Source organism: Garicola koreensis, assembly GCF_014195445.1.
Lineage (GTDB): Bacteria > Actinomycetota > Actinomycetes > Actinomycetales > Micrococcaceae > Nesterenkonia > Nesterenkonia koreensis.
The window spans coordinates 157,802-179,245 of record NZ_JACIBT010000001.1 but is presented as its reverse complement, the minus strand read 5'-3'; the positions used below and the strand labels follow the sequence as shown (position 1 = coordinate 179,245).

At 64.6% G+C, this 21,444-nt stretch carries 18 protein-coding genes; 7 read left to right on the top strand and 11 right to left on the bottom strand.

Annotation, left to right across the window (positions count from 1 at the left end; translation table 11 throughout):
- Nucleotides 1-2: 2 nt before the first annotated feature.
- The gene (locus FHX47_RS00860) at nucleotides 3-1,064 is read right to left on the bottom strand and encodes a polyphosphate kinase 2 family protein (RefSeq protein ID WP_183357017.1); all 1,062 of its coding nucleotides are present in this window, start codon (nucleotides 1,062-1,064) and stop codon (nucleotides 3-5) included.
- A gap of 70 nt (nucleotides 1,065-1,134) precedes the next feature.
- On the opposite strand from FHX47_RS00860, the gene FHX47_RS00855 reads away from it, so the two are divergent.
- Nucleotides 1,135-2,313, top strand: coding sequence for a DNA recombination protein RmuC (locus tag FHX47_RS00855; RefSeq protein ID WP_183357016.1), 1,179 nt, complete (start codon nucleotides 1,135-1,137; stop codon nucleotides 2,311-2,313).
- Here the strand turns inward: FHX47_RS00855 and FHX47_RS00850 are convergent.
- From FHX47_RS00850 to FHX47_RS00830, 5 genes are all read right to left on the bottom strand, one after another.
- Nucleotides 2,281-3,978, bottom strand: coding sequence for an SLC13 family permease (locus tag FHX47_RS00850; RefSeq protein WP_183357015.1), 1,698 nt, complete (start codon nucleotides 3,976-3,978; stop codon nucleotides 2,281-2,283). The two genes, FHX47_RS00855 and FHX47_RS00850, sit on opposite strands and share 33 nt — an antisense overlap.
- A gap of 88 nt (nucleotides 3,979-4,066) precedes the next feature.
- A complete protein-coding gene (locus FHX47_RS00845) occupies nucleotides 4,067-5,260 on the bottom strand; it encodes an MFS transporter (protein ID WP_183357014.1) in 1,194 nt (397 codons plus the stop codon).
- Between the two features lie 24 nt (nucleotides 5,261-5,284).
- Nucleotides 5,285-6,055 carry a sulfite exporter TauE/SafE family protein gene (locus FHX47_RS00840; protein ID WP_183357013.1) on the bottom strand — a complete coding sequence of 257 codons (771 nt, stop codon included), beginning with the start codon at nucleotides 6,053-6,055 and terminating at the stop codon, nucleotides 5,285-5,287.
- A 34-nt stretch (nucleotides 6,056-6,089) separates the two neighbouring features.
- Nucleotides 6,090-7,196: a 4-hydroxy-3-methylbut-2-enyl diphosphate reductase gene (locus tag FHX47_RS00835; protein WP_183357012.1), complete on the bottom strand. Its 1,107-nt coding sequence runs from the start codon at nucleotides 7,194-7,196 to the stop codon at nucleotides 6,090-6,092.
- 33 nt (nucleotides 7,197-7,229) lie between these two features.
- Complete coding sequence (locus FHX47_RS00830; RefSeq protein WP_183357011.1) at nucleotides 7,230-8,147, bottom strand: hypothetical protein; 918 nt, start codon at nucleotides 8,145-8,147, stop codon at nucleotides 7,230-7,232.
- A gap of 33 nt (nucleotides 8,148-8,180) precedes the next feature.
- Between FHX47_RS00830 and xseA the strand changes: the two genes are divergently transcribed.
- From xseA to FHX47_RS00805, 5 genes are all read left to right on the top strand, one after another.
- Complete coding sequence (xseA, locus tag FHX47_RS00825; protein ID WP_183357010.1) at nucleotides 8,181-9,464, top strand: exodeoxyribonuclease VII large subunit; 1,284 nt, start codon at nucleotides 8,181-8,183, stop codon at nucleotides 9,462-9,464.
- Nucleotides 9,461-9,709 carry an exodeoxyribonuclease VII small subunit gene (locus tag FHX47_RS00820; RefSeq protein WP_183357009.1) on the top strand — a complete coding sequence of 83 codons (249 nt, stop codon included), beginning with the start codon at nucleotides 9,461-9,463 and terminating at the stop codon, nucleotides 9,707-9,709. Before xseA ends, FHX47_RS00820 begins: the two co-directional genes overlap by 4 nt.
- A 107-nt stretch (nucleotides 9,710-9,816) precedes the next feature.
- Nucleotides 9,817-10,128, top strand: a complete 312-nt coding sequence (locus tag FHX47_RS00815) for a magnetosome magnetite crystal formation protein family (RefSeq protein WP_183357008.1) — start codon at nucleotides 9,817-9,819, stop codon at nucleotides 10,126-10,128.
- A 147-nt stretch (nucleotides 10,129-10,275) separates the two neighbouring features.
- A complete protein-coding gene (locus FHX47_RS00810) occupies nucleotides 10,276-10,815 on the top strand; it encodes a hypothetical protein (protein ID WP_183357007.1) in 540 nt (179 codons plus the stop codon).
- Between the two features lie 2 nt (nucleotides 10,816-10,817).
- The gene (locus FHX47_RS00805; protein WP_183357006.1) at nucleotides 10,818-11,180 is read left to right on the top strand and encodes a hypothetical protein; all 363 of its coding nucleotides are present in this window, start codon (nucleotides 10,818-10,820) and stop codon (nucleotides 11,178-11,180) included.
- 526 nt (nucleotides 11,181-11,706) lie between these two features.
- Here the strand turns inward: FHX47_RS00805 and FHX47_RS11020 are convergent.
- Nucleotides 11,707-13,530 (bottom strand): OmpA family protein, encoded by a 1,824-nt coding sequence (locus tag FHX47_RS11020; RefSeq protein ID WP_183357005.1) that lies wholly within the window; start codon nucleotides 13,528-13,530, stop codon nucleotides 11,707-11,709.
- A 499-nt stretch (nucleotides 13,531-14,029) separates the two neighbouring features.
- Here FHX47_RS11020 and FHX47_RS00795 point away from each other — a divergent pair, with 499 nt between their 5' ends.
- On the top strand, nucleotides 14,030-15,874 hold the full coding sequence (locus tag FHX47_RS00795; protein WP_183357004.1) for an OmpA family protein: 1,845 nt from the start codon (nucleotides 14,030-14,032) through the stop codon (nucleotides 15,872-15,874).
- 58 nt (nucleotides 15,875-15,932) lie between these two features.
- Here the strand turns inward: FHX47_RS00795 and FHX47_RS00790 are convergent, their stop codons facing one another.
- The 4 genes from FHX47_RS00790 to FHX47_RS00775 all read right to left on the bottom strand — a co-directional run bounded on the left by FHX47_RS00790 (nucleotide 15,933) and on the right by FHX47_RS00775 (nucleotide 21,409).
- Nucleotides 15,933-17,783 carry an OmpA family protein gene (locus tag FHX47_RS00790; RefSeq protein ID WP_246327937.1) on the bottom strand — a complete coding sequence of 617 codons (1,851 nt, stop codon included), beginning with the start codon at nucleotides 17,781-17,783 and terminating at the stop codon, nucleotides 15,933-15,935.
- A gap of 2 nt (nucleotides 17,784-17,785) precedes the next feature.
- Complete coding sequence (locus FHX47_RS00785; protein ID WP_183357002.1) at nucleotides 17,786-19,030, bottom strand: pyridoxal phosphate-dependent aminotransferase; 1,245 nt, start codon at nucleotides 19,028-19,030, stop codon at nucleotides 17,786-17,788.
- A 25-nt stretch (nucleotides 19,031-19,055) separates the two neighbouring features.
- On the bottom strand, nucleotides 19,056-20,315 hold the full coding sequence (locus tag FHX47_RS00780; RefSeq protein ID WP_183357001.1) for a pyridoxal phosphate-dependent aminotransferase: 1,260 nt from the start codon (nucleotides 20,313-20,315) through the stop codon (nucleotides 19,056-19,058).
- Between the two features lie 71 nt (nucleotides 20,316-20,386).
- On the bottom strand, nucleotides 20,387-21,409 hold the full coding sequence (locus tag FHX47_RS00775; protein ID WP_183357000.1) for a glycine betaine ABC transporter substrate-binding protein: 1,023 nt from the start codon (nucleotides 21,407-21,409) through the stop codon (nucleotides 20,387-20,389).
- Between the last annotated feature and the right edge of the window lie 35 nt (nucleotides 21,410-21,444).

Sequence of the window (21,444 nt, the reverse complement as noted above, 5' to 3'; positions counted from 1 at the left end):
GTCTACCCCGCGCCGGCCTCGCTGCGCAGCAGTCGACCTCGTTCTTCCTCGACGTCGTAGTCAGCCGCCGGCCACTTCAGGTTGAGGTCCCCCAGTGCGGCGATCAGCAGCTCCTGCACTGCCAGGCGGGCGTACCATTTCCGGTCAGCTGCGAGGATGTTCCACCCGGCGTGATCGGCGTCGGTGGCCTCAATGAGCGCTGAATAGACCGTCTGGAATGTGCCGAACTGCGCACGCGCATCGGCATCGGCCGGCCGGTACTTCCAGTGCTTGTGCTCCCGGTCCAACCGGGACATCAGCCGCTTCAGCTGCTCCTGCGGCGAGATGTGCAGCAGCACCTTCACGATCACGAAGCCCCGACGCACCAGGTCGCGTTCGAAGATCTGCACCGCCTCCACCCGGTCAGCCACCTCATCATCGGAATGACTGCCGGTCACCGTGGGAACCAGCACGTCCTCATAGTGGGAGCGGTCAAACACGCCCACGTGGCCCGGGGCCGGCAGCCGGGCGATGATCCGCTGCAGATAGTGCTGACGCGACTGCGCCTCAGTGGGTGTGCCGAAGGCAGCCACATCCACGCCGAGGGGATTCATCGCACCGGCCACCGACTTCACCACCCCGCCCTTGCCGGCGGCGTCCATGCCCTGCAGCACCAGCAGCACCCGCGGACCGGGGGTCAGCGCGTCAAGGGCCTTCTCCACGCGTGCACCGAAGAGCTTCTTGCGCCGGGAGGTCTCCTCCTCATCCTGCTGCGGGGCCCGGGCAGCGAGGGCGGCCAGCACAGCGTCCTTCTCCTGCTGGGGTGCGGCTGCTTCGTGGGCCCACAGCAGCTCCTGAAGATCCGCCAACAGATCAGACCGCGCCGCCAACGCCTTGCGTCCAGCGCGCTTCTTGCCCTCGAACCCGGTTCTGCGGCGGGTGGGGATGTCGCTGAGGTCCAGGGGCGAATCGTGCTGGGCTGCTCGCCAGAGGACCCGCGGGTCGCCGTCGAAGGGTGCCCCGGGTTCCGTCTTCGGCCCGGGCACTCCAGTCAGGTCCACGTCTAATCGGCTCGCACTACCCATGCGGCTAGGCTACAGACCCTTGGTGTCCAGCTGGTATCTGCGCTGCGTATGTAGGAGCGTCTTCGGCGCGGTGACAACGACTGTGTCCGACCCCGGTGGCACAGTGGTCACCATGGAATGGTTGATGCTGCTTCTGGGACTTGCCCTCGGTGTGCTGATCGGCGGGATCGGAGTATTTCTGTGGTTGCGTCCGGTGCGCACGGAACTGCACCACGCGCAGCAGCAGCTGGCTTCGGCGCACGGACAGCTGGACGAGATTGACCGGCGCCGGGCCCAGGAGGCTGAGTCCGCCGGCGAGCGCGAGTCCCTGGTGCAGATGCTGCAGCCGGTGCGCGAGGGGGTCACCGAGATGCGCCGCCGAGTCCAGGAGATCGAGCGTGAGCGCGCCGCCCAGCACTCCCAGCTCAGCCAGCAGCTGAGCCAGGCCGCCCAGTCGGATGCCGAGATCATCGAATCCACCCAGGCGCTGCTGGGCTCGCTGCATTCGACCTCCGCCCGGGGGCACTGGGGTGAGGTGCAGCTGCGCCGGGTGGTGGAGGCCGCCGGGATGCTGCCGCACGTGGACTTCACCGAACAGCACACCAGCGAGAACGGGTCCACCCAGCGCCCCGACATGGTGGTCCACCTGCCCGGCGGCCGGCAGCTGGTCATCGACGCCAAGGCACCGCTGAACCCCACTGACCCCGAAGCCCAGGCCAAAGCGCTGCGGGCCCGGGTGGCGGAGCTGGCCAAGAAGCGCTACTGGGAGGCGGTGGAGCTCTCCCCCGACGTCGTGTTCTGCTTTGTGCCGGCCGAATCCCTGCTCTCCGCCGCGCTGGAGGCCGACGCGAACCTGCTGGACAACTCACTGTCCAAAGGCGTCACCCTGGTCTCGCCGGCCTCGCTGCTGGCCTCGCTGAAAGCCGTGGAGACCGCCTGGCGGCAGGAGCGGCTGGCGACGAATATCAAAGAGGTCGTCGACCACTCCCGTGAGCTCTACACCCGGCTGACCAAGATGAGCAACTACTTGCAGGACACCGGCCAGCGCATCACCCAGACCGTGGAGGCGTACAACAGGCTCATCGGCAACGTCGAACGCCGGGTGCTGCCGCAGGTCGATGCGCTCAGCCGCATGGAGGTCGCCACCGACGACGACGCCCCGGCTGGGCTGGAGGACCTGGGTGAGACTGTGGCCGCCACCAGCGTCTCCGCGGAGGTCAAGCCCCTGGGGCCGCGGCTACAGCGTGATGCCGAAGACCCAGATCAGTAGGGTCATCGAGGCCAGGGTGATGATGACGATGCCGAAGACGTTCAGCAGGACACCACCCTTGACCATCTGGCCGATGGTCACATAGCCGGAGCCGTAGGCGATCGCATTGGGCGGGGTTGCCACCGGCAGCATGAACGCGCAGGTGGCGGCCAGCGCCACCGGTGCCGCCAGCACCAGCGGTTCCACCCCGGTGCCCATGGCCACACCGGAGGCCACCGGCAGGAAGGTGGCCGCCGTGGCGGTGTTGGAGGTCATTTCGGTCAGCACCAGAATGCCGGCGGCGGCGACGAGCACCAGCACCCACACCGGAATGTTCCCCAGGCCCTCCATCTGGGTGCCGAGCCAATTGGAGAGCCCGGAGTCGCCGAACTGCCCGGAGAGCGCCAGGCCACCGCCGAAGAGCAGCAGCACGCCCCAGGGCAGCTTCGCCGCGTAGTCCCAGTCCAGCAGCCGCACGCCTTTCTTCGCGTCGCCGCCGGCCGGCAGCAGAAACAGCAGCAGCGCCACCAGCATGGCGATTCCGGCGTCCTCGATCGGCGGCTCGGTCTCCGCAGCGAGCACGCCGAACTCTATGAGCAGATCCGTGCCGATGGGAACGAACACCCACAGGGTGGCGGCGAGGATGAAGATCAGCAGCACCCGGATCTCACCCTGGCTCATCGGACCCAGATTGCGCAGCTGATCACGGATCAGCTCCTTGCCGCCGGGGATGTTGTCGATCTCCGGGCGGAAGACGACTTTGGTCAGCAGCACCCAGGTGAGGATCATCATCACCACTGCGATGGGCACCCCCACCAGCATCCACTGCGCGAACCCGATGTCCATATCGTGGTTGGTGCTCATGTGCCCGGCAAGCAGCGTGTTCGGCGGAGTGCCGATGACGGTGCTCACCGAGCCGACCGAGGCGGCGTAGGCGATGCCCAGCATCAGCGCGGTGCCGAAGTTGGACTTGATGGCCTCCTGCTTGCCCTCCTGCTGGGACTCCTCATCCTCGGCCGTACCGGCCTCAGCGGGGTCCTCACCGGCCAGGATCTTCTGCACCAGCATCAGCACCGAGATGCCGATGGGCAGCATCATCACCGCCGTGGCCGTGTTGGAGACCCACATGGAGAGGAACCCGGTGGCGATCATGAACCCGCCGATCAGCGCGGAGGGCTTCGAGCCCATCATGCGCAGGGTCAGCAGCGCCACACGCCGGTGCAGGTTCCACCGCTGCATGGCCAGGGCCAGGATGAACCCACCCATGAACAGGAAGATGATGCTGTTGCCGTAGGAGGCCCCGACGTCGTCGACGCCGACTCCCCCGGCCGCCTCATCAGCGCTGCCGGCGTCGCCTGCGGGCACCAGAATCGGGAAGATCAGCAGCGGCAGCAGGGCGGTGGCCGGGATCGGGATCGCCTCGGTCATCCACCAGACTGCCATCAGCACTGCGGTGGCTGCGGTCAGCCGCGGCCACAGCTCAATGTCGCCGGGCATGAGCGCGAAGATGATCAGCGCCAGCGCCACACCCCCGAAGAGCCCGATGAGCCGGCGGATCAGCGTGGGTTTGGCGAAGCCCTCCGCCTGCTGGCCGGCGGAGAGGTCAGCCTCCTCCCGCTGCGACTGCTGCTGCGGGTCGTATTTGTGCAGGTGTGCCCCGGAAACCCGGGATCGTGGAGGCGTCATCGTCTCCGCTCCTGTCTGCTCGATACGTTCTATTCGATACGTTCTGCTCGACACGCTCACATGAGCTGGGTCCCCGGCACGGTACCAGCTAATTCTTGGGGAGAACTGTGATCACCAGCACCGTGGCCGCCGCCGTGAGGACCAGGACCATGGAGACGGTGCCGGGCCATCCGGCCAGCCAGAGGAAGGTCCCGCCCAAGAAACCGAAGACCGAGGACCCGCCGTAGTAGCCCAGGTTGTACAACGACGCCGACTGGGAGCGTCCGGCCACCGCCCGGGCCCCGGCCCAGCCGGAGGCCACAGCGTGGGAGGCGAAGAACCCTGCGGTGAGCACCACGGTGCCGACGATGATCACCCACACGTTGGGGATCAGGGTGACTGCGGTGCCGGCCATCATGATCAGGTTGCCGGCGATCAGCACCGGCCGCCGTCCGTAGCGGGAGGCGAGCTTTCCCGCCTGGGGTGAGGAGACCGTTCCGGCCAGGTAGGCCAGAAAGATGAAGGAGGCCAGCCAGATCGGCATCGAGAACGGCGGGGCGGCCAAGTGGAAGCCTAGGAAGTTGTAGACGGCGACGAAGCCGCCCATGGTCAGAAAGCCCTGCAGGTAGATGACCCACAGTGCCGGTGAGCCCAAGTTGCCGAACAGGGCGGAGGCGGCTTCACGCAGCCCGGGGGTGCCCGGGGTGAACTGCGCCGCGGCCGGCGCCATGCGCAGAAAGATCAGCACACAGGCCACCGCGACGCCGATGACCACCAGCATGCCGGCCTCCCAGCCGAGCTGCTCGCCGACAGGTGCGGCGATCAGCCGCCCGGAGAGCCCGCCGATGGTGGTCCCGGAGATGTAGGTGCCGGCGGCCACTGCCGCCACCCGGGCACTGACCTCCTCGCTGAGGTAGGCCACCGCCAGAGCCGGCACCCCGCCGAGCATGAACCCTTCGACGAAGCGCATCACCAGGGTCAGGGCAAAGCTGGGCATGACGATGCTCAGCACCGCGAACACGCAGGCGAGGCTGATGGCGGTGAGCATCGCGCGCTTTCGTCCCATCGCGTCGCCGATGTAGGACCAGGGGATCACCCCCAGGGCCAGTCCGAGGGTGGCCGCAGAGATCATCAGGGCCGCCTGGTCGGGGCTGACCTCCAGGTCCTGTGAGATCAGCGGCAGCAGACCCTGGGGTGAGTAGAGCTGGGCGAAGGTGGCGACCCCGATGAAGAACAGTGCCACCAGCAGCCGCCGGTAGGGCGGTGTCCCAGCCTGCAGCCCGGGGTCGGCGTCGTTGTTCACAGCGACTCAGCCTACGCGTGTGACTCAGGCGCCTGCGGCCAGCTGGAGGGCCCCACGGATGATGGCCGCCGCCCCACCGAGCCCGGCCAGGGTCATGGCCAGCGCGCGTGCGGCAGCCAGCGATACCCGTTTGGCCAGCTGCGTGCCGATCAGTATGCCGAGCAGCACTGTGACGACGATGCCCAGGAAGGTCCAGCCCAGCGGCAGGCCCGCCCCGGCGTCGAGCTCCACCGAGCCGAGGCTGAGTTTGCTGATCACTGAGGCCGCACCCATGGTCATGAAGATCGGCTGCAGGGTGGCGGCGAAGGAGCGCTGCTCCCAGCGGGAGACCCGCGAATAGATCACCATCACCGGTGCCGCGACCCCGGAGGTGGTGTTGAAGAAGCCCCCCAGTACCCCGGCGATTACCGCAGGAAGCCGGGACCGCCATTCGGGGAGCCTGCGCAGACTGACGGTGACCAGCAGCGCCGCGACCACCAGCACACCCAGGATGATGGACAGCCACCCTGGTGCCAGCGCCCCCACCAGCCAGGCACCGGGCCACGCCCCGACAACGGCGGCCGGGAGGATCAGCCACAGGGTGCGCCACCTGATGTGCGCCCAGACGCTGAGCATGATCAGAAACCCGGAGACCACCGTGGTCATATTGGTCAGCAGCACACCCAGCCCCGGGCCCAGCAGCAGCGCGAGCACCGGCGCCACCACCAGGCCGACACCGGTGCCGGAGAGTCGCTGCAGGATTGTACCGATGAGCACGGCGACGATGATCGTCGCCACCGTGGCCGCAAGCGTCATGTGTGTTTAGTCGGTTCTGCGCTGAGGTCAGCCCTCAGCGTTTGCGTCCGCCGCGGCCGACGTCGTCGTGCCCGGCGTCCTTCATCGCCTTGCGGATCTCCTTGGGCAGGGAGAACACAATGTCCTCCTCGGCAGTGACGACCTCTTCCGGTTCGCCGTAGCCGTACTCGCTCAGCAGCCGTACCACGTCCTGGACCAGCACGTCCGGAACCGAGGCGCCGGAGGTGACGCCGACAGTGGCGGCATCGGTGAACCAGGATTCGTCGATCTGGTTGGCGAAGTCCACCTGTTCGGCGCGCTTGGCACCGTAGTCCTTGGCCACCTCCTTCAGCCGCACCGAGTTGGAGGAGTTCTCCGAGCCGACCACGATCACCAGATCCGATTCCGGGGCGACCTTCTTGATCGCCGTCTGACGGTTGGACGTGGCATAGCAGATGTCATCCGAAGGCGGATCCTGGAGATTCGGGAACCGCTCCCGGAGCTTCTGAACCGTCTCCATCGTTTCGTCCACCGAAAGTGTGGTTTGGGAGAGCCAGATGAGTCTGTCCGGATCCGGAACCTGGATCTGGTCGACCTCCCACGGGCCGTTGACGATCGTCGTGTCTTCGGGCGCTTGACCATGGGTTCCCTCGATCTCTTCGTGACCCTCGTGACCGATCAGCAGAATGTGGTACTCATTCTTGGCAAACCGTGCCGCTTCGCGGTGGACCTTGGTGACCAGCGGGCAGGTGGCATCGATGGTCTCCAGCCCGCGGTCAGCGGCAGTCTGCTTCACCGCCGGGGAGACGCCGTGGGCGGAGAAGATCAGCCGCTCCCCCTCCGGAACCTCATCGGCCTCCTCCACGAAGATCACGCCCTGTTCGGTGAGCGTATCCACCACGTGGCGGTTGTGGACGATCTCCTTGCGCACATACACCGGAGCACCGTACTGCTCCAGCGCCTTCTCCACCGCGATCACCGCACGGTCGACCCCTGCACAGTAGCCGCGGGGCGCGGCCAGCAGCACGCGTTTGGACTCGCTGAAGGTGGACTCGGCGGCGATCTCTTCAGGGCTGCGGCGCTTGCGCGGCACCTGGGGCATCGGCACCGAGATGTGCTTGCGGCGGGGTGCCGCGAGGGCTTCCGGCGTCGTGGTACTCATGGGGGTGAGTCTACCGGGAGCAGCTGAACACATTCATCCCTGTTCGCGGCGGGCTGGTGTGACCACAGCGGCAAGCACCGAGAGCACGACGACGAAGCCTGCCGCACCGGTGAACACCCACCAGGACGGCTGTGCCCAGTCGGTGAAGCGCACCTGAATGTGCTCCAGCAGCACCGTGGTGGCCTCAGGTGTGCCCGGCTGGTGCGCCAGCGACGGTGCGGCCACCGTCGTGGCGACCCACAGGCCGATGACCCCTGCCAGCGCGGCTGCGGTGGCCAGGGCGTACCAGCGTACGCGCCGGGTGCCCAGCAGCACTCCCAGGACGCCGAGCGCGGCGGCGCCGACGCCGAAGATGAGCCAGTGCTGACTCAGGCCGGCGGCAGTGGCCCAGGTGTAGGGGTCAGCGCTCTCGTCGGTGGCCGCCTCCACGTCGATCTGCAGGCTGGGGGCGGGGATCTCGACGTCCTCGGCCTCCACACCGGGGATCAGGGACACGGTGTCCTCCACACCCTGGCGCACCGGCTGGGTCATCGCCTCGGTGACCGGGGTGAGGTCGACTGCGATGTCCAGTTCGCGCACGTCACCGGTGGTGCCCCGGTGGAACATGTCCTCCAGGTGGGCGGTGTAGTCGCTGCGGGTGTCCTGGATGACCTCGTCCCAGGCCTCGGCGGTGCGCTCGGTGTCCAGCGCGGAGCTGATCACCGGGCGCACCAGTGCGTCCACTGAGCCGGGCACAAACTGCTGGAGGCCTTCGGGCAGCCGTGCGACGGCGTCGTCGACGATGGTTTCTGTGACTGCTTCGGAGAAGGCCTCATCGTTGGGCAGCGAACCGGCCAGTTCGCGCACCGGCTCCTCCGCACGAAGCAGCTGGTCGATCTGGTGCCCGGCCAGTGCCGCGGTGGAGAGCAGCCCGGCCAGCAGCAGGCACAGCACGCTGAAGAGGTTGCGCACGCAGATCTCCTTGGGAAGTAGTCTGTCAGGAGTATGAACTATCAGCCGCCGCACACCAAAGGACGTCCTTCGTTGGCGGCCCTGCCTGCCTCCTCGCAGGAGACCTCGGAGGAGACGCCGTGGCCGCTGAGTCATTTCTCCGGCAAGCTGCGGGCTCATATTGACCGGGTCGCCCCCACGTGGGTGGAGGGCCAGCTGGTGGAGTTCAACCTGCGCAACGGCACCGCGTGGATGACGCTTCGGGACCTGGAGCAGGAGATCTCGTTCACCGCTGTGGCCTGGCGCAATGTGGCCGGCGGACTGCAGACCAAGGGGCTGGCGGCCGGCTCACGGGTGGTCGCGCTGGTCAAACCCTCGCTGTGGGAGAAGACCGGTCGGCTCTCGCTGGTTACCCAGAAGATGGAGCCGGTGGGGCTGGGCGATCTGCTGGCTCGCATTGAGCGGCTGAAGGCCGCTCTGGCGGCGGAGGGACTCTTCGACGAGGCGCGGAAGCAGCCGCTGCCGGTGCTGCCGCGCACTATAGGGGTCATCACCGGCCGCAATTCCGATGCGAAGAAGGACATTCTGCGCAATGTCACCGCCCGCTGGTCGGCGGCCGAGTTCGCGGTGGAGGAGGTCGCCACGCAGGGCTCAATGGCGCCGATGGAGGTCGCTGCGGCCCTGGAGCGATTGGACGCGCGCGGTGAGGTCGACGTCGTCGTGATCGCCCGCGGCGGCGGGGCCCTGGAGGAGGTAATTCTGCCGTTCTCCGATGAGCGGCTGATCCGCGCGGTCGCTGCGGCCAATACTCCGGTGGTTTCGGCGATCGGGCATGAGGCTGACCGTCCGCTGTTGGATGAGGTGGCTGATGTGCGTGCCTCCACCCCGACCGGAACGGCGAAGCTGCTGGTCCCCGATGAGCTGCGTGAGCGCGAGAACATCGCCCAGTCCCGGGTGCGGATGTCCCAGGGGTTAGAGCGTCGGCTGGCCCGGGAGGCCGAGTGGCTGGAATCGATGCGAACGCGGCCGGCGCTCTCCTTTCCGGAAGGTATGGTGCAGGTGCGCAGAGAGGATGTGCGAGCACTGCGGCACCGCTCGCTGGTATCGACGCAAACGGCAGTGGACCGTGCCTACGACTGGGTGGAGTCCACCCGGTCACGGGTGAAGGCATTGTCTCCGCAGTCCACCCTGGATCGTGGCTATGCCGTGGTGCAGCACCAGCGCCAGATCGTGCGTCGGGCTCAGGAGCTGCAGCCCGGCGTCGAAGTTCGAGTGATGGTCTCCTCCGGGGAGTTCACCGCTGAGGTCACTGACATTGATGAGGAGCAGACCCGATGAGTGAGAACGAGTTCAGCATCGCGCGCACCGACGATATCGAACAGATGTCCTATGAGCGGGCCCGCGAAGAGCTGGTCGAAGTGGTGACCAAGCTGGAGACCGGCGGTGCGCCGCTGGAGGAGTCATTGGCGCTGTGGCAGCGCGGCGAAGCGCTGGCTGACCGCTGCGAACGGTGGCTGGACGGAGCCAACGCGAAGCTGGAGCAGGTGCGCAAAGAGCTGCAGAGCCCCACCGAGAGTGAATAGTCTTGTAGGTTTGGGGGTATAAGGAACGGCAAAGACGCAAGGAGTCCGTCATGACCCAGCAGGCGAATCAGCCCCCGCAACCACCCAGTCCGGGTGAGGAGCATGGCGTGTCCATCGCCGTCCATATTGGTGGCTTGCTCACCTCGTTCATCGTCCCGCTGGTCCTGTGGCTGATATATAAGGACCGTAGCCCCTATCTGAACGAACACGCCAAGGCCGCGCTGAATTGGCAGATCCTTCTGCTGCCCGGCTACGTCGTGGCCTGGATCATCATGGCTATCCCGATTATCGGTTTCCTCGGCGGGCTGCTGCAGCTGGCGGTCTTCGTCATCAACGCGATCTTCTGCATTCTCAGCGCCGTGGCCGCTTCCAACCGGCAGCCTGCTCGGTATCCGGTGGACCTAAATATTGTGAAGTAGTTGGATCCAGGTGGTGCCCTTTTCCTCCTGCGCCAGCACATGAGCAGGGCGGATGGGGTGTTGGTCTCAAGGTCTCCGGAATCGGCGGGCGGCACCCGCTCCATGGAAAGTACCCCCTGCTGGATGATTTAGGAATAGGAAGGCCTCATGAAGAAAGCACTCTCCGGGGCAGGTCTGTGTATGATCGCCATCATCACAGCATGCGGTGGAGGCGACGAACGCACCCATGAGGGTCCAATGAGCTTCGAAGCCCCCACAGGCGAGGACTGGGAGCAGGTGCCGGTGGAAGGCGACCTGCCCGACCATGCTTGGACCATGGGATTGCACTACAACTCTGATGAGACGCCCAAGTCGCTGCGTGTCATGCCCGACGTTGACTCCAGACCAGACGCTTCGACAGCTGTGAGTACTCTGATCGCGGTCTGCCGGTTCACCGACGTATATGCCACAGATTGCCGAGACACCGGCCAGGAAGCGGCAGACATCCCCGGGTCTGACAATACTGTTCAGGCTGATTTCACCTACAGCGACGAATCAGGCGACCAGGGGCTCGGCCGGTTCTGGGTGGCTGCCGACGAGGACAGTGGCGTGGTCTCCGCCGTGGAATACGCAGGCATCGGTGTTGATGAGGCCGAATTGGACGCCTTCGGCGAGACCATCGAGTTCGACCCGGGCAACGCCGAGTAGCTATGGACCTGCTGCGCGCCTGGATCCTCGCCGCCGTCGTCTACCTGCCGCTGAACTTCGTGCTGAGTGTCACCATCGGCTATTCGCTCTATTGGTTGTACATACTGTGTCCGATTCTGGCCGCGGTGGCAGCCTCCTGGTATCACGCTGAGCGCGGCGTCGGCGGCTGGGCCCGGCATCTTCTCGCCGTTCTGCCCGTCCCAATAGTCTTAAACGGCTACTGGTCGCTGCTGCAGCAGATCCCCTCCACCGCAGAGCAGTGGGGCGACTTTGCCATGGCCTTGGCCCAGGCGGGCATCCTTGCCGCCGTCGGGCTGGGTCTGGTGATGCTGACCCGGCTGCTGCTCGGTGAGCAGGGTGAGTAGCGACCTGGGGCTTCAAACCCGGGCGATGGTGCCAGCGCGGTGGCCACTGAGGAAATCTGCGATGCCAGAGATGGCTTCTTCACAGTCTTCGACGCTGGGCAGGGAGCTGCCCAAGGACGTGGTTGACCACATGACCGGATAGGCCACCACTGCGGTGGTACTCTCATCCGGAATCTATCTGGGGCTTGGAACTGGGTCCGTCAGCCCTCGCGGCACGGAACCATGAGATAGCCCGCTCCACCGTGGCACGGCTGCGGTAGCGTGGTAGTTGAGGATAGAGGCCAGGTCGGCTTCGGCGAAGCGGCCATGGACTGCGGCGTGACCCAAGGCCCAATCGAGGTCGGAAGAAGATCATGGCCAACGAGAGACTGGCTCGGCCGGTGCGCGTTAGAGCGGGAGATGAAGACCTCCGATCGTGACGTTGGACTGTTATCAAGCCCCACCTCACTCGGAGGTCTTCTTTATGTCACCCAGCCACGCCGACTGTTACTAACCTTCCTGGGGAATACAACTAACAAGGCCGGTGCTATTGGAATGCGTCCTTTGGAAGTTCGATCTGCCCGCCGTCCGGCACCCGGAGAATCAACGGACCGTCCAGCTCTTCAGGGAGCTCAAAGGTGGCATATGCCGGCACAGCGTCCGGCCCCAGGCCCTCATAGGTCGACAAACGTTCAGAGCACAAACAGCCCTGATCACCCAGCATCGTCGGGAAATACTGGCGGTCTGCGTTGGGATCCACGAGGCTGATATTCAGCATGTTCGGAGCACTGCGACTTCCGTCCTGGTATGTGCTGCGACCGAACTGGCGCGCCGAACTGCTTCCACCGAAGGTCGAGAATGCTTCCTCGTCAAACTCTGAACCTTCAGCAAGCGCCACACCCAACCGCAGCATCACGGATTTGCCGTCGCGCTCGGCACCGACCAGGTCGATGCGCACATCCTTTTCATTACGGTCCTCCTCGGGGGCCTCCAAGATGTAGGATGCCTCCGCGCCCTCAGCGGCGTCTGTCTCTTCCGCCTGGGGCAGCTCCTCAAGTTCCTCGTAGCCCAGGTCAATCTCCACACCGGAGTCTTCGTCGACAACTGTGTAGCGGAAACTCACGCGACGGTTCAGTTCGCGATTATCGGGCAGATCATTTCCGTCAGCATCCTGGTTGGGCACCAAAGGCCGGTTGAAGCTGAACCCTTCAGTTTCCACCTCAATCTCGTCGTCGAGCTTCGGCTCGATCACTTCGGCCACCGCCTCAGCCCGATCCTCAGACAGTGGTTGGTTAATGTCGTGACCATCCACATTATCGGTATGGCCTTCGACCCTGATCGTCTGCCCACTGGCCTCTTCGTTCAGCTTCTGCGCCGCATCTGAAATGATGCTTTCCGCTTCTGCAGTAAGGGTGGCCTCGCCAAACTCAAAGAGCACATCGCCAGGAAGACTCACCTCTTGGGATTCACCGTCGACCGTGGTTGACACACCTGTCAGCGACTCCGATCGAGCCTGGATGGGGAAGCTCTCAGCATACTCAGCCCCATTGCCATAATCCTCACCGGGCACCTCGTCGTGGATAGATGGCATGGTGACTTCAGTGAACTCGTCCTCAGCATCAAACTCGAAGGGCTCACCGTCGCTGACGGGAACGTCGGTAATAGGCTCGTGCCACTGGCTCGGCAGAATATCGACCGCGTCAGAATCCGGCGCCGGGAAGTCCACGAACATCAGTTCCATCTGGTCCGGCTCTTCTGAATCAGCGGCGTTCTGGGTCGTGACTTCCGAACAGACGCATGTCCTACGTATGCGCCATGGCTCCATCTCATGAACAGCCGATGCGTCTTGATCAATGTCTGCCGGAGCACTGGAGTCAAAGTTCTTCTCCGTGGTCAGCAGCGGCATGTGCGCTTGGCCCGCATCCCGGTCGAGCAACCGCATATACGGCCGGTCCGCTACCCTCCCCGGCTCGTTCTGCAACGATTCCGACCCCAAGAACGCACCATCCTCAGGCGGGAGCCAAGCCACCACCATCCGAGCGAACTCGCCGTCGGTGTCCAACGACAGGACCTCCAGCTTGGCAGAAGCCACCTCCCCGCCCGCTTCCGCAACAGGCGCCTCCATCACTTGCTCAGCCACCGGCTCCGGCAGGGTATTCAGCCGCCAGAAACCGTCCTCAGCCTCAATCTCCGGCTCCGGACTGTCCGCCTCGTCGGCCTCAGGGGCCCCTTCACTATCCTCTTCTGTGCTCTGGTCCTCGTCCTGTGCAGACTCCGTCGGCGCTGACTCGTCAGGGGACTGCTCGCCCCCGTCGACTGCGTCCTGAGGAGCGCAGCCCGACAGAATCAGCCCACTGAGGGCAAGTGCCACCACACCCACCTGCCACCTTGGACGCCGTCCGTTCACGCGCAGAGAGTCTCTGTTCATAGAACTACAAGCTACCCTGACTCTCATCTGGTCGCCCAATAATTGTCGTCGACTTCGTACCCGCCTGGCTCCTCACCTCCGTCGGGCTGGGTCTGGTGATGCTGACCCGGCTGCTGCTCGGTGAGCAGGGTGAGTAGCGACCTGGGCTTCGCACCCGGGCGATGGTGCCGGCGCGGTAGCCACTGAGGAAATCTGCGATGCCGGAGATGGCTTCTTCACAGTCTTCGACGCTGGGCAGGGTCACCAGCTTGCTGTGCTAGCTCATCGGATTTGCTGCAGGTCTGCTGCCCGCAGGCCCAATATCGGCTCGAGGTGGTGAGGATCGTGAAGTCGTCACACCGCTGTTGCTGCCCGATTGTGCCTCGGGTAAGTTTCGCTGAGGCTGCTACTCCGAACTGGTGGGAGCCCAGCATATTCGCGTGAACGGAAGGAATGGCAGCCAATGACGTCGACGGTGGATCTCTGGGCTCGTGCGGCTGCCACGGGGGCCGCAGCTTTGCTGCTCATTACCGCCTGCGCACCGGATGACGTGGGGTCTGACCCATCCGAGACTCAGCAGTCACCTGGGGCAGTCAGTGAACCGAGCACGGACCATGAGACAGGATCTGCGAGTGCTGATCCGCAGGAGACAGAGCTGGAAACGGACGCACAGCCGCGGATGGCCCCCGACGACGACGGCTTCCTGCGATCCACGACCCTTCCGGAGCCGGTGGCCGAACAGGTGATTGAGCTTCCCGTCGAGGGCACTGAGGACCAGACCGCGACGTCCAAGGCTCAAGTGATCTCACTTGACAGTGACGGGGAGTACGCCCGGCTGGTCGTCGCCTGGTTGCGCAAGGACGGCGGAGAAGCTGTCGCCCCCAATGTCACATCCCCCTTTTCGGCTCGGTCAATGTCCAGGCCATTCTCCCGGTTAGTCGACCGCGACGCCGGAGAGCTGATTGAACCGCTGTATGCCGAGAGCTACTTCTTTGCCTCGGACGGTCCGGAGGATGGAGCTGCAGGCTCGCCGTCGCCCGAGGTCCTTTCCGCCGGCGCAGGGCTCAATAAGTCCCAGATCCCCTGTGTGTGCTCCTCAATCGGCATCTCCGGCGGCGATGAAACAACTGGGCTGTTCTATGTGGACTTCCCCGCACCGGAAGCAGACGAAGTGGACCTGATGCTCTCCGAATGGTCCGCACCGATCCGCGAGGTGCCGGTCACCACCGATGAGCCGTTTGAACTGCCCGACGACGAATTCTCCTCCTTCGTGCCCAGCGACCACGAACCAGCAGAGCAGTACGGCACCGGCGCGGTCGCCGAGCGTAAGCTCCCACTGTCCGCGCGCAGTGAGTCATTGACCGGCGTCACTAAGACTCTGGAAGGAGATACCCAAGAAGTCAGCCTTCCAGCGGACGTGCTGTTCGACTTCGGTGAGTCGTCGCTGACCAGCGAGGCGGAACAGATCATCGCTGATGCCGCAGAGAAGCTCAACGAAGAAGCCAGCGGTAAGAGGGTCGTCATCGAAGGCCACACCGACAACGTGGACGGACATGACATCAATCAGCCGCTGTCCGAGGATCGCGCCGAGGCCGTGACCGAGGCCATCGGCCCCATGCTGGATGAGGGCATCAGCATCGAAACCGAGGGGCACAGCTTCAATCAACCACTGGTGCCCAACGAGGACGCTGACGGCAATGACTTACCGCAGAACCGCGAACTGAACCGACGAGTCAGCTTTCGCTATACCGCGGTGGAAGACTCTGGAGTCGAGATAGACCTCGGCTACGAGGAGCTGGAAGACCTGCAGGAGGCAGAAGAAGTGGAGACAGCCGAGGGCGCCCTGGCCTCCTACGTGCTCCCCTCCCCCGAGCAAGACCGTTCCGAGGATGAGGTCCGGCTCGATATCCTCACCCCTGATCGGCAAGACGAGTCAGTCATGATGCGCTTCGAGCTTGCCCTCAACAGCGGCAGCGGCGACACTCAGGCACTGCCCGGCAGTCAAGCGGCCGAGGACCCGCAGCTGTTCGGCAAGAACGCGTTCTCCTCCGGAGTCCATCCGGGCGCGGGAAATTTCGGGCTGCTTGATATGGGCAGCGAGCAGCAGCACTTCCCGGTCACCGGTGGATCACTGCACTGCCTGTGCAGCGAGACCCTGGTCTACGGTCCGGCACTGTCGCCCCTCGGCACTCCGATCTATGCCGAGTTCCAGCTGCCCGAGGATACTGAGGGGCCACTGGTCCTGAGGATCCCGGACAGCGCGCAGATTGAGCTGTCCAAGGACGTGGTTGACCACATGACCGGATAGGCCACCACAGCGGTGCTACTCTCATCCGGAATCTGTCTGGGGCTTGGAACTGGGTCCCTCAGCCCTCAGCGTCGGCAAGCTCGTCTGCGAAGGAGTCCGGCAGGGTGAGTTCGTTGCTGTCAGCAATCCGAAGGGTGAGCGAGCTGCTCAGATTCTGCGGCAGTTGGAACTCAGCGTACATCGGCGACGGCTCTGCTCCCAAACCTGCGCCGGCAGCCGCGACTTCTGTGCACAAACAGTTCAAGGTGCCTGCAGTCACGGGGAAGTGCTGCTGCTCAGCCTCTTCGTCCACGATGGTGATCTCTCCGGCCGTAGGATGACTCGCCGTGAAGTAGGGATTCGTCCCGAAGTGGTAGGCATGGTCCCGCGAGTAGCCGAATGCGTCCGGGGAGAATCCTTCACCTGAGGGGTCTGCCACCGCGAACCGCATGGTCACGGTGTCGCCGTCGCGCTCACTGCCGAGGAGGTCGAACCGGACTTCCAGGTCGCTCTGGTCCTCCTCTGCCGACTGGAGCACATAAGAGGCTGCCGCACCTTCGGCTGCCTCCATCTCCTCAGCTTCGTCCAGCTCCTCGATTTCCTCATAGCCGAGGTCGATCTCCGTTCCGGAATCCTCATCGACGACCTCGTAGCGGAAACTGACCCGCCGGTTGAGTTCACGGTTCTCCGGCAGATCATTACCGTCGGCATCTTCATTGGGCACCAGGGGCTGGTTGAAGCTGTGCCCCACGGTTTCGAGTGTGATCCCCTCATCAAGCAGGGGCTCTATCTCATCAGCCACCACCTCTGCCCGGTTCTCCGAGAGTGGCTGATTGATGTCATGACCGTCGACGTTATCCGTGTGACCTTCTACGACGACCGTTTGTCCGGTGGCTTCAGCGTTGAGCTTTTCGGCAGCATCGGCAATGATCGACTCCGCCTCACTGCTGAGACTGTCCTCGCCGAACTCGAAGAGCACGTCAGCAGGAAGCGAGACTTCCTGCGTCTCGCGGTCAACGACTGTGGTCACACCCGTCAGGCTCTGCGAGCGCGCCGACAGGGGAACCCGGCGCTCGTACAGAGCCCCTGCCCCGTAGACATCGGGAAGCTCAGTGTTGCTTCCGGCAAATTCTGAGAGTCCGTCGTCGGGCAGTTCAAACGGCTCATCAGTACTGAGCGCGACGTCTGTCAGCGGTTCGGCCCATTGGCCGGCCAGCACATCAACGTTTTCTGATTCAGGGGTAGGAAAGTCGATGAACATCAGATAGGTCGATGACCCCGACTGGAGATCGCCGGACGTCGCTGACGAACATATACAGAACCCGCGGGTGTTAGCAGCAGCTGGGTCGTCGCTGACGTCTTCGACGTCGGGCTCTGCCTCAAGGTCTGGGAAACGATCCTCGGCCCGCAGCGGCTCAATCAGCTCACCATTCTCCCGGTCGACCAACCGCACCCAGGGTTTGTCCGGATCGAGCGTCGCCCCTGCGGCACGGATTGCCTCCGGCGCCAGTCTTGGTCCGTCCTCCGGTTCCAACCAGGCTAGAACCAGTCGTGTGAACTCCTCATCGCTGTCCAGTGAAAGCACCTGCATCTTCGCCGATGCGAGCTCTCCCTCCTCCCGACGACTGGGAGCCTCAACGAGTGTCTCCGCCACCGGGTCCGGCAGGGTATTGGCGCGCCAGAATTCATCCTCGACGGCGTACTCGGGTTCCTCCGACTCCTCGGGCTGGCTGCTCGTTTCCTGGGCGTCGTCGGACTCCTGATGCGGTGTCTGGTCCGTCTCAGCATCCGAAGTCTGCGGAGAAGCCGTCTCCGGACTCGACTGCTCTTCCTCCGGTGAAGTCGCGGCATCTTCTGGAGCGCAGCCGGAGAGCGCCAGAGCTGCGATGACAGCACCTGCTAACAGAGACCCTGGTTTTGCCTGCCACATGGTCACACCCGGGCGATGGTGCCGGCGCGGTAGCCACTGAGGAAATCTGCGATGCCAGAGATGGCTTCTTCCAGGTCTTCGACGCTGGGCAGGGTCACCAGCCGGAAATGCTGGGTGTCGACCCAGTTGAAGGCCCGGCCATGGGAGACCAGGATCTTCTGCTGACGCAGCAGCTCGATGACGAAGTGCTCATCGTTGTCGATCGGATAGAGGTCCGGGTCCAGCCGAGGGAACAGATACAGCGCCCCGTCGGCCTTCTCCACGCTGACTCCCTCGATCTGCGCCAGCAGCCGGTGCGCCGTCTCCCGCTGCTCATGGAGCCGGCCAGAAGGCAGGATCAGATCCTCGATCGACTGGTGACCGCCCAAGGCGGCCTGGATCGCATGCTGACCGGGCACATTGGCGCACATGCGCATATTCATCAGCAGCCCCAGGCCCTCCAAGTAGTTCTTCGCCCGATGGGTGGGTCCCGAGATGTAGATCCACCCGGAGCGGAACCCTGCCACCCGCCAGGTCTTCGACAGCCCCGAGAAGGTGATCGTGAGCACATCCTCCGCCACAGTGGCGGCGTTGACCATCTCCACGCCGTCGAAGGTGATGTTCTCGTAGATCTCATCAGCCAGCAGCAGCAGTCCGTGGCGACGGCAGATATCCGCCATCCCCTCCAGCACTTCGCGCGGGTAGACCGCCCCGGTGGGGTTGTTAGGGTTGATCACCACCAGTGCCTTGGTCCGATCGGTGATCTTCGCCTCGATCTCGGCCAGATCCGGCCACCAGTGGTTCTGCTCGTCGCAGATGTAGTGCACCGGGGTGCCGCCGGCCAGTTTGGTCGCCCCGGTCCACAGCGGGTAGTCGGGTGCGGGGATCAGCACCTCGTCGCCGTGCCCCAGCAGCGCGGTCAGCACCATGGAGATCAGCTCAGAGACCCCGTTGCCAAGCCACACGTCATCGGGGCCGGCATCGACCATCCCGCGGGTCTGGTAGTACTGGGCGATCGCCACCCGGGCGGAGTGGATCCCCTGGGAGTCGGAGTAGCCCTGGGCGGTGGGCAGTTCCTTGATCATGGTCTGCAGGATCGAGTCAGGCGCCTCGAACCCGAAGGGAGCAGGATTGCCGATGTTCAGCCGGGTGATGCGGTGCCCTTCGCGCTCCAGTCGCGCCGCCTCCTGGGCGATCGGGCCCCGGACGTCGTAGCGGACCGAGGCGAGCTTGGGCGACTGGACGATTTCGTCAGGGAATTGCTGCATCCCCCCATTCTGCAACACCGAGGGCTCAGGCGCGGGCAGTGACAGGGCTCGGCTTCGCCACGGCGTCGCGATACTCGGCCAGGAACTGGGCAATGCCGGCGATGGCCTCCTCCATGTCCTCCACAGACGGCAGGGTGACCAGGCGGAAGTGCTGATCATCGATCCAGTTGAAGGCCCGGCCGTGGGAGACCAGAATCTTCTGCTGGCGCAGCAGCTCCATGGCGAACGCCTCATCGTTGTCGATCGGGTAGATCTCCGGGTCCAAGCGTGGAAACAGGTACATCGCCCCATCCATCTGCTGGACGTTGACCCCCGGGATGTCGCAGAGCAGGTCGTAGGCCACCTTGCGCTGCTCGTAGAGACGACCACCGGGGGTGATGTACTCATCGATAGACTGATACCCGCCCAGAGCCGTTTGGATGGCGTGCTGGCCGGGCACATTGGCGCACATGCGCAGGTTGCTCATCAGCTGCAGGCCCTCCAGGTAGTTCTTCGCCCGGTGGGTGGGTCCGGAGATGAAGATCCAGCCCGAACGGTAGCCGGCCACCCGCCAGGTCTTCGACAGCCCGGAGAAGGTGATCGTGAAGACGTCGTCGCTGAGCGTGCACGCGTTGATCATCTCGGCGCCGTCGTAGGTGATCTTCTCGTAGATCTCATCGGTGAAGAGCATCAGATTGTGACGCCGGCAGATGTCGACGATGGCTTCAAGGATCTCGCGCGGGTAGACGGCCCCGGTGGGGTTGTTGGGGTTGATCACCACCAACGCCTTGGTCCGGTCGGTGACTTTGGACTCGATTTCCTCCGGATCCGGCCACCAGTGGTTCTGATCGTCACAGATGTAGTGGACCGGAATCCCCTGGTACAGCGCCGTCAGGCCGGTCCACAGCGGATAGTCGGGGGCGGGGATGAGGATCTCGTCGCCGGGGTTGATCAGCGCCTGCAGGGTCATGCCGATCAGCTCGGAGACCCCGTTGCCGAGGTAGACGTCTTCGACGGCGGCGTCCTTCATGCCCTTGGTCTGGTAGTACTGCGCCACTGCTGTGCGGGCGGAGTAGATTCCGGCGGACTCGGAGTACCCCTGTGCGGTGGGCAGGTGCTTGATCATGTCCATCATGATCGAGTCGGGAGCTTCGAAGCCGAAGGGTGCGAGGTTTCCGATGTTCAGCTTGGTGATCCGGTGGCCGGCACGTTCGAGCCGGGAAGCCTCTGCGGCGATGGGTCCGCGGACGTCGTAGCGGACATTGCGAAGCTTGCGCGCCTGGGTGAAGTCCTCGAATTCCTCCATGCAGAGATTCTGCCTCATATTGTCAACAATCTGCGAATCCCCGACGCTGTGTTTGTGGTATGGGCCGCTGCTCACCCCCAGACCTCCGGTTCAGCGATGAACTCGTTCTGAACCAGCCAGTACTCGGCCGCATCCTCAGGGGTCAGGCCCTGCTCGTCGCGGATGAGCCGCCGCAGGGTGACCAGCGCCTCCTCATCGAGCGCGGCAGAGATGTCAGCGACGACCTCGGGGATCCGCTCAGCAATGCGGGAGGCGACCATCGGGGCATACTGGTCGTGGGTGAAGGCCCGCTGCGAGTCCTCCAAACTGGTCAGCGCATGCTCGGCCGCGGCCGGGTGCGAGCTGGTCATCAGGGCGGCGTCGAGCTCGGCAGTGATCAGCCCCTGGATGAGCGCGTCCTCCTCCTGGACCACCCACTGCTGCGGCTGACAGTCATAGACCTCCTCCAGCAGGTCCTGCGAGGCGGTGTGACCGGTGCGGACCCCAATGGTGAGGTCCGAGCAGTGGGTCCCCAGCGACTCCAAGGTCGGGTCGTCGTCGGGCTCCGCACCGAGATCCGTCGCGGTGATGCTGGTGATGAGCATGGAGCTGCGCAGCACCGCTGGGGCCGGATTCAGCAGCTGAGCATCGGTCAACTGGGTCTCAATGACCTCGGTGAGGTCCTCCGGGGCGGCGGCGGGCCCCAGATCGTCCTGACTGCCAGCCTCGGTCAGCTCGGCGTAGCCTTCAGGGTCCAGACTCTGGGCCAGCGGCACCGTGCGGGCCAAGACGATCTCATAGCGGTCGTCCTCCGAATCTTCAACCACGGCATCAGCGCCCTCATCCCCCAGTGCGACGGCGAGCTCGGTGACATCAGCCTCGGTGTCCTCCACCACGGTGGCAGGCCGCTCATGGGCGTTGAGCGCCTGTGAGTACAGCTGCGCGATGGTCTGGTCCAGCGGGTCGGAGCCCACCGCGATCCGCCAGGCACGTTCAAGCTCTGCGCCGGTGGGCTCAGGCGCCGGCGGCGGCGGTTCGGAGCAGCCAGCCACCAGCAGAGCAGCACCCACCACCAGGGCAGCGAGCGAGGCGCGGTAGTGCGGAAGACGGGCCATCAGCCACATTCTACGTACCCAGTGTGAACTGCAGG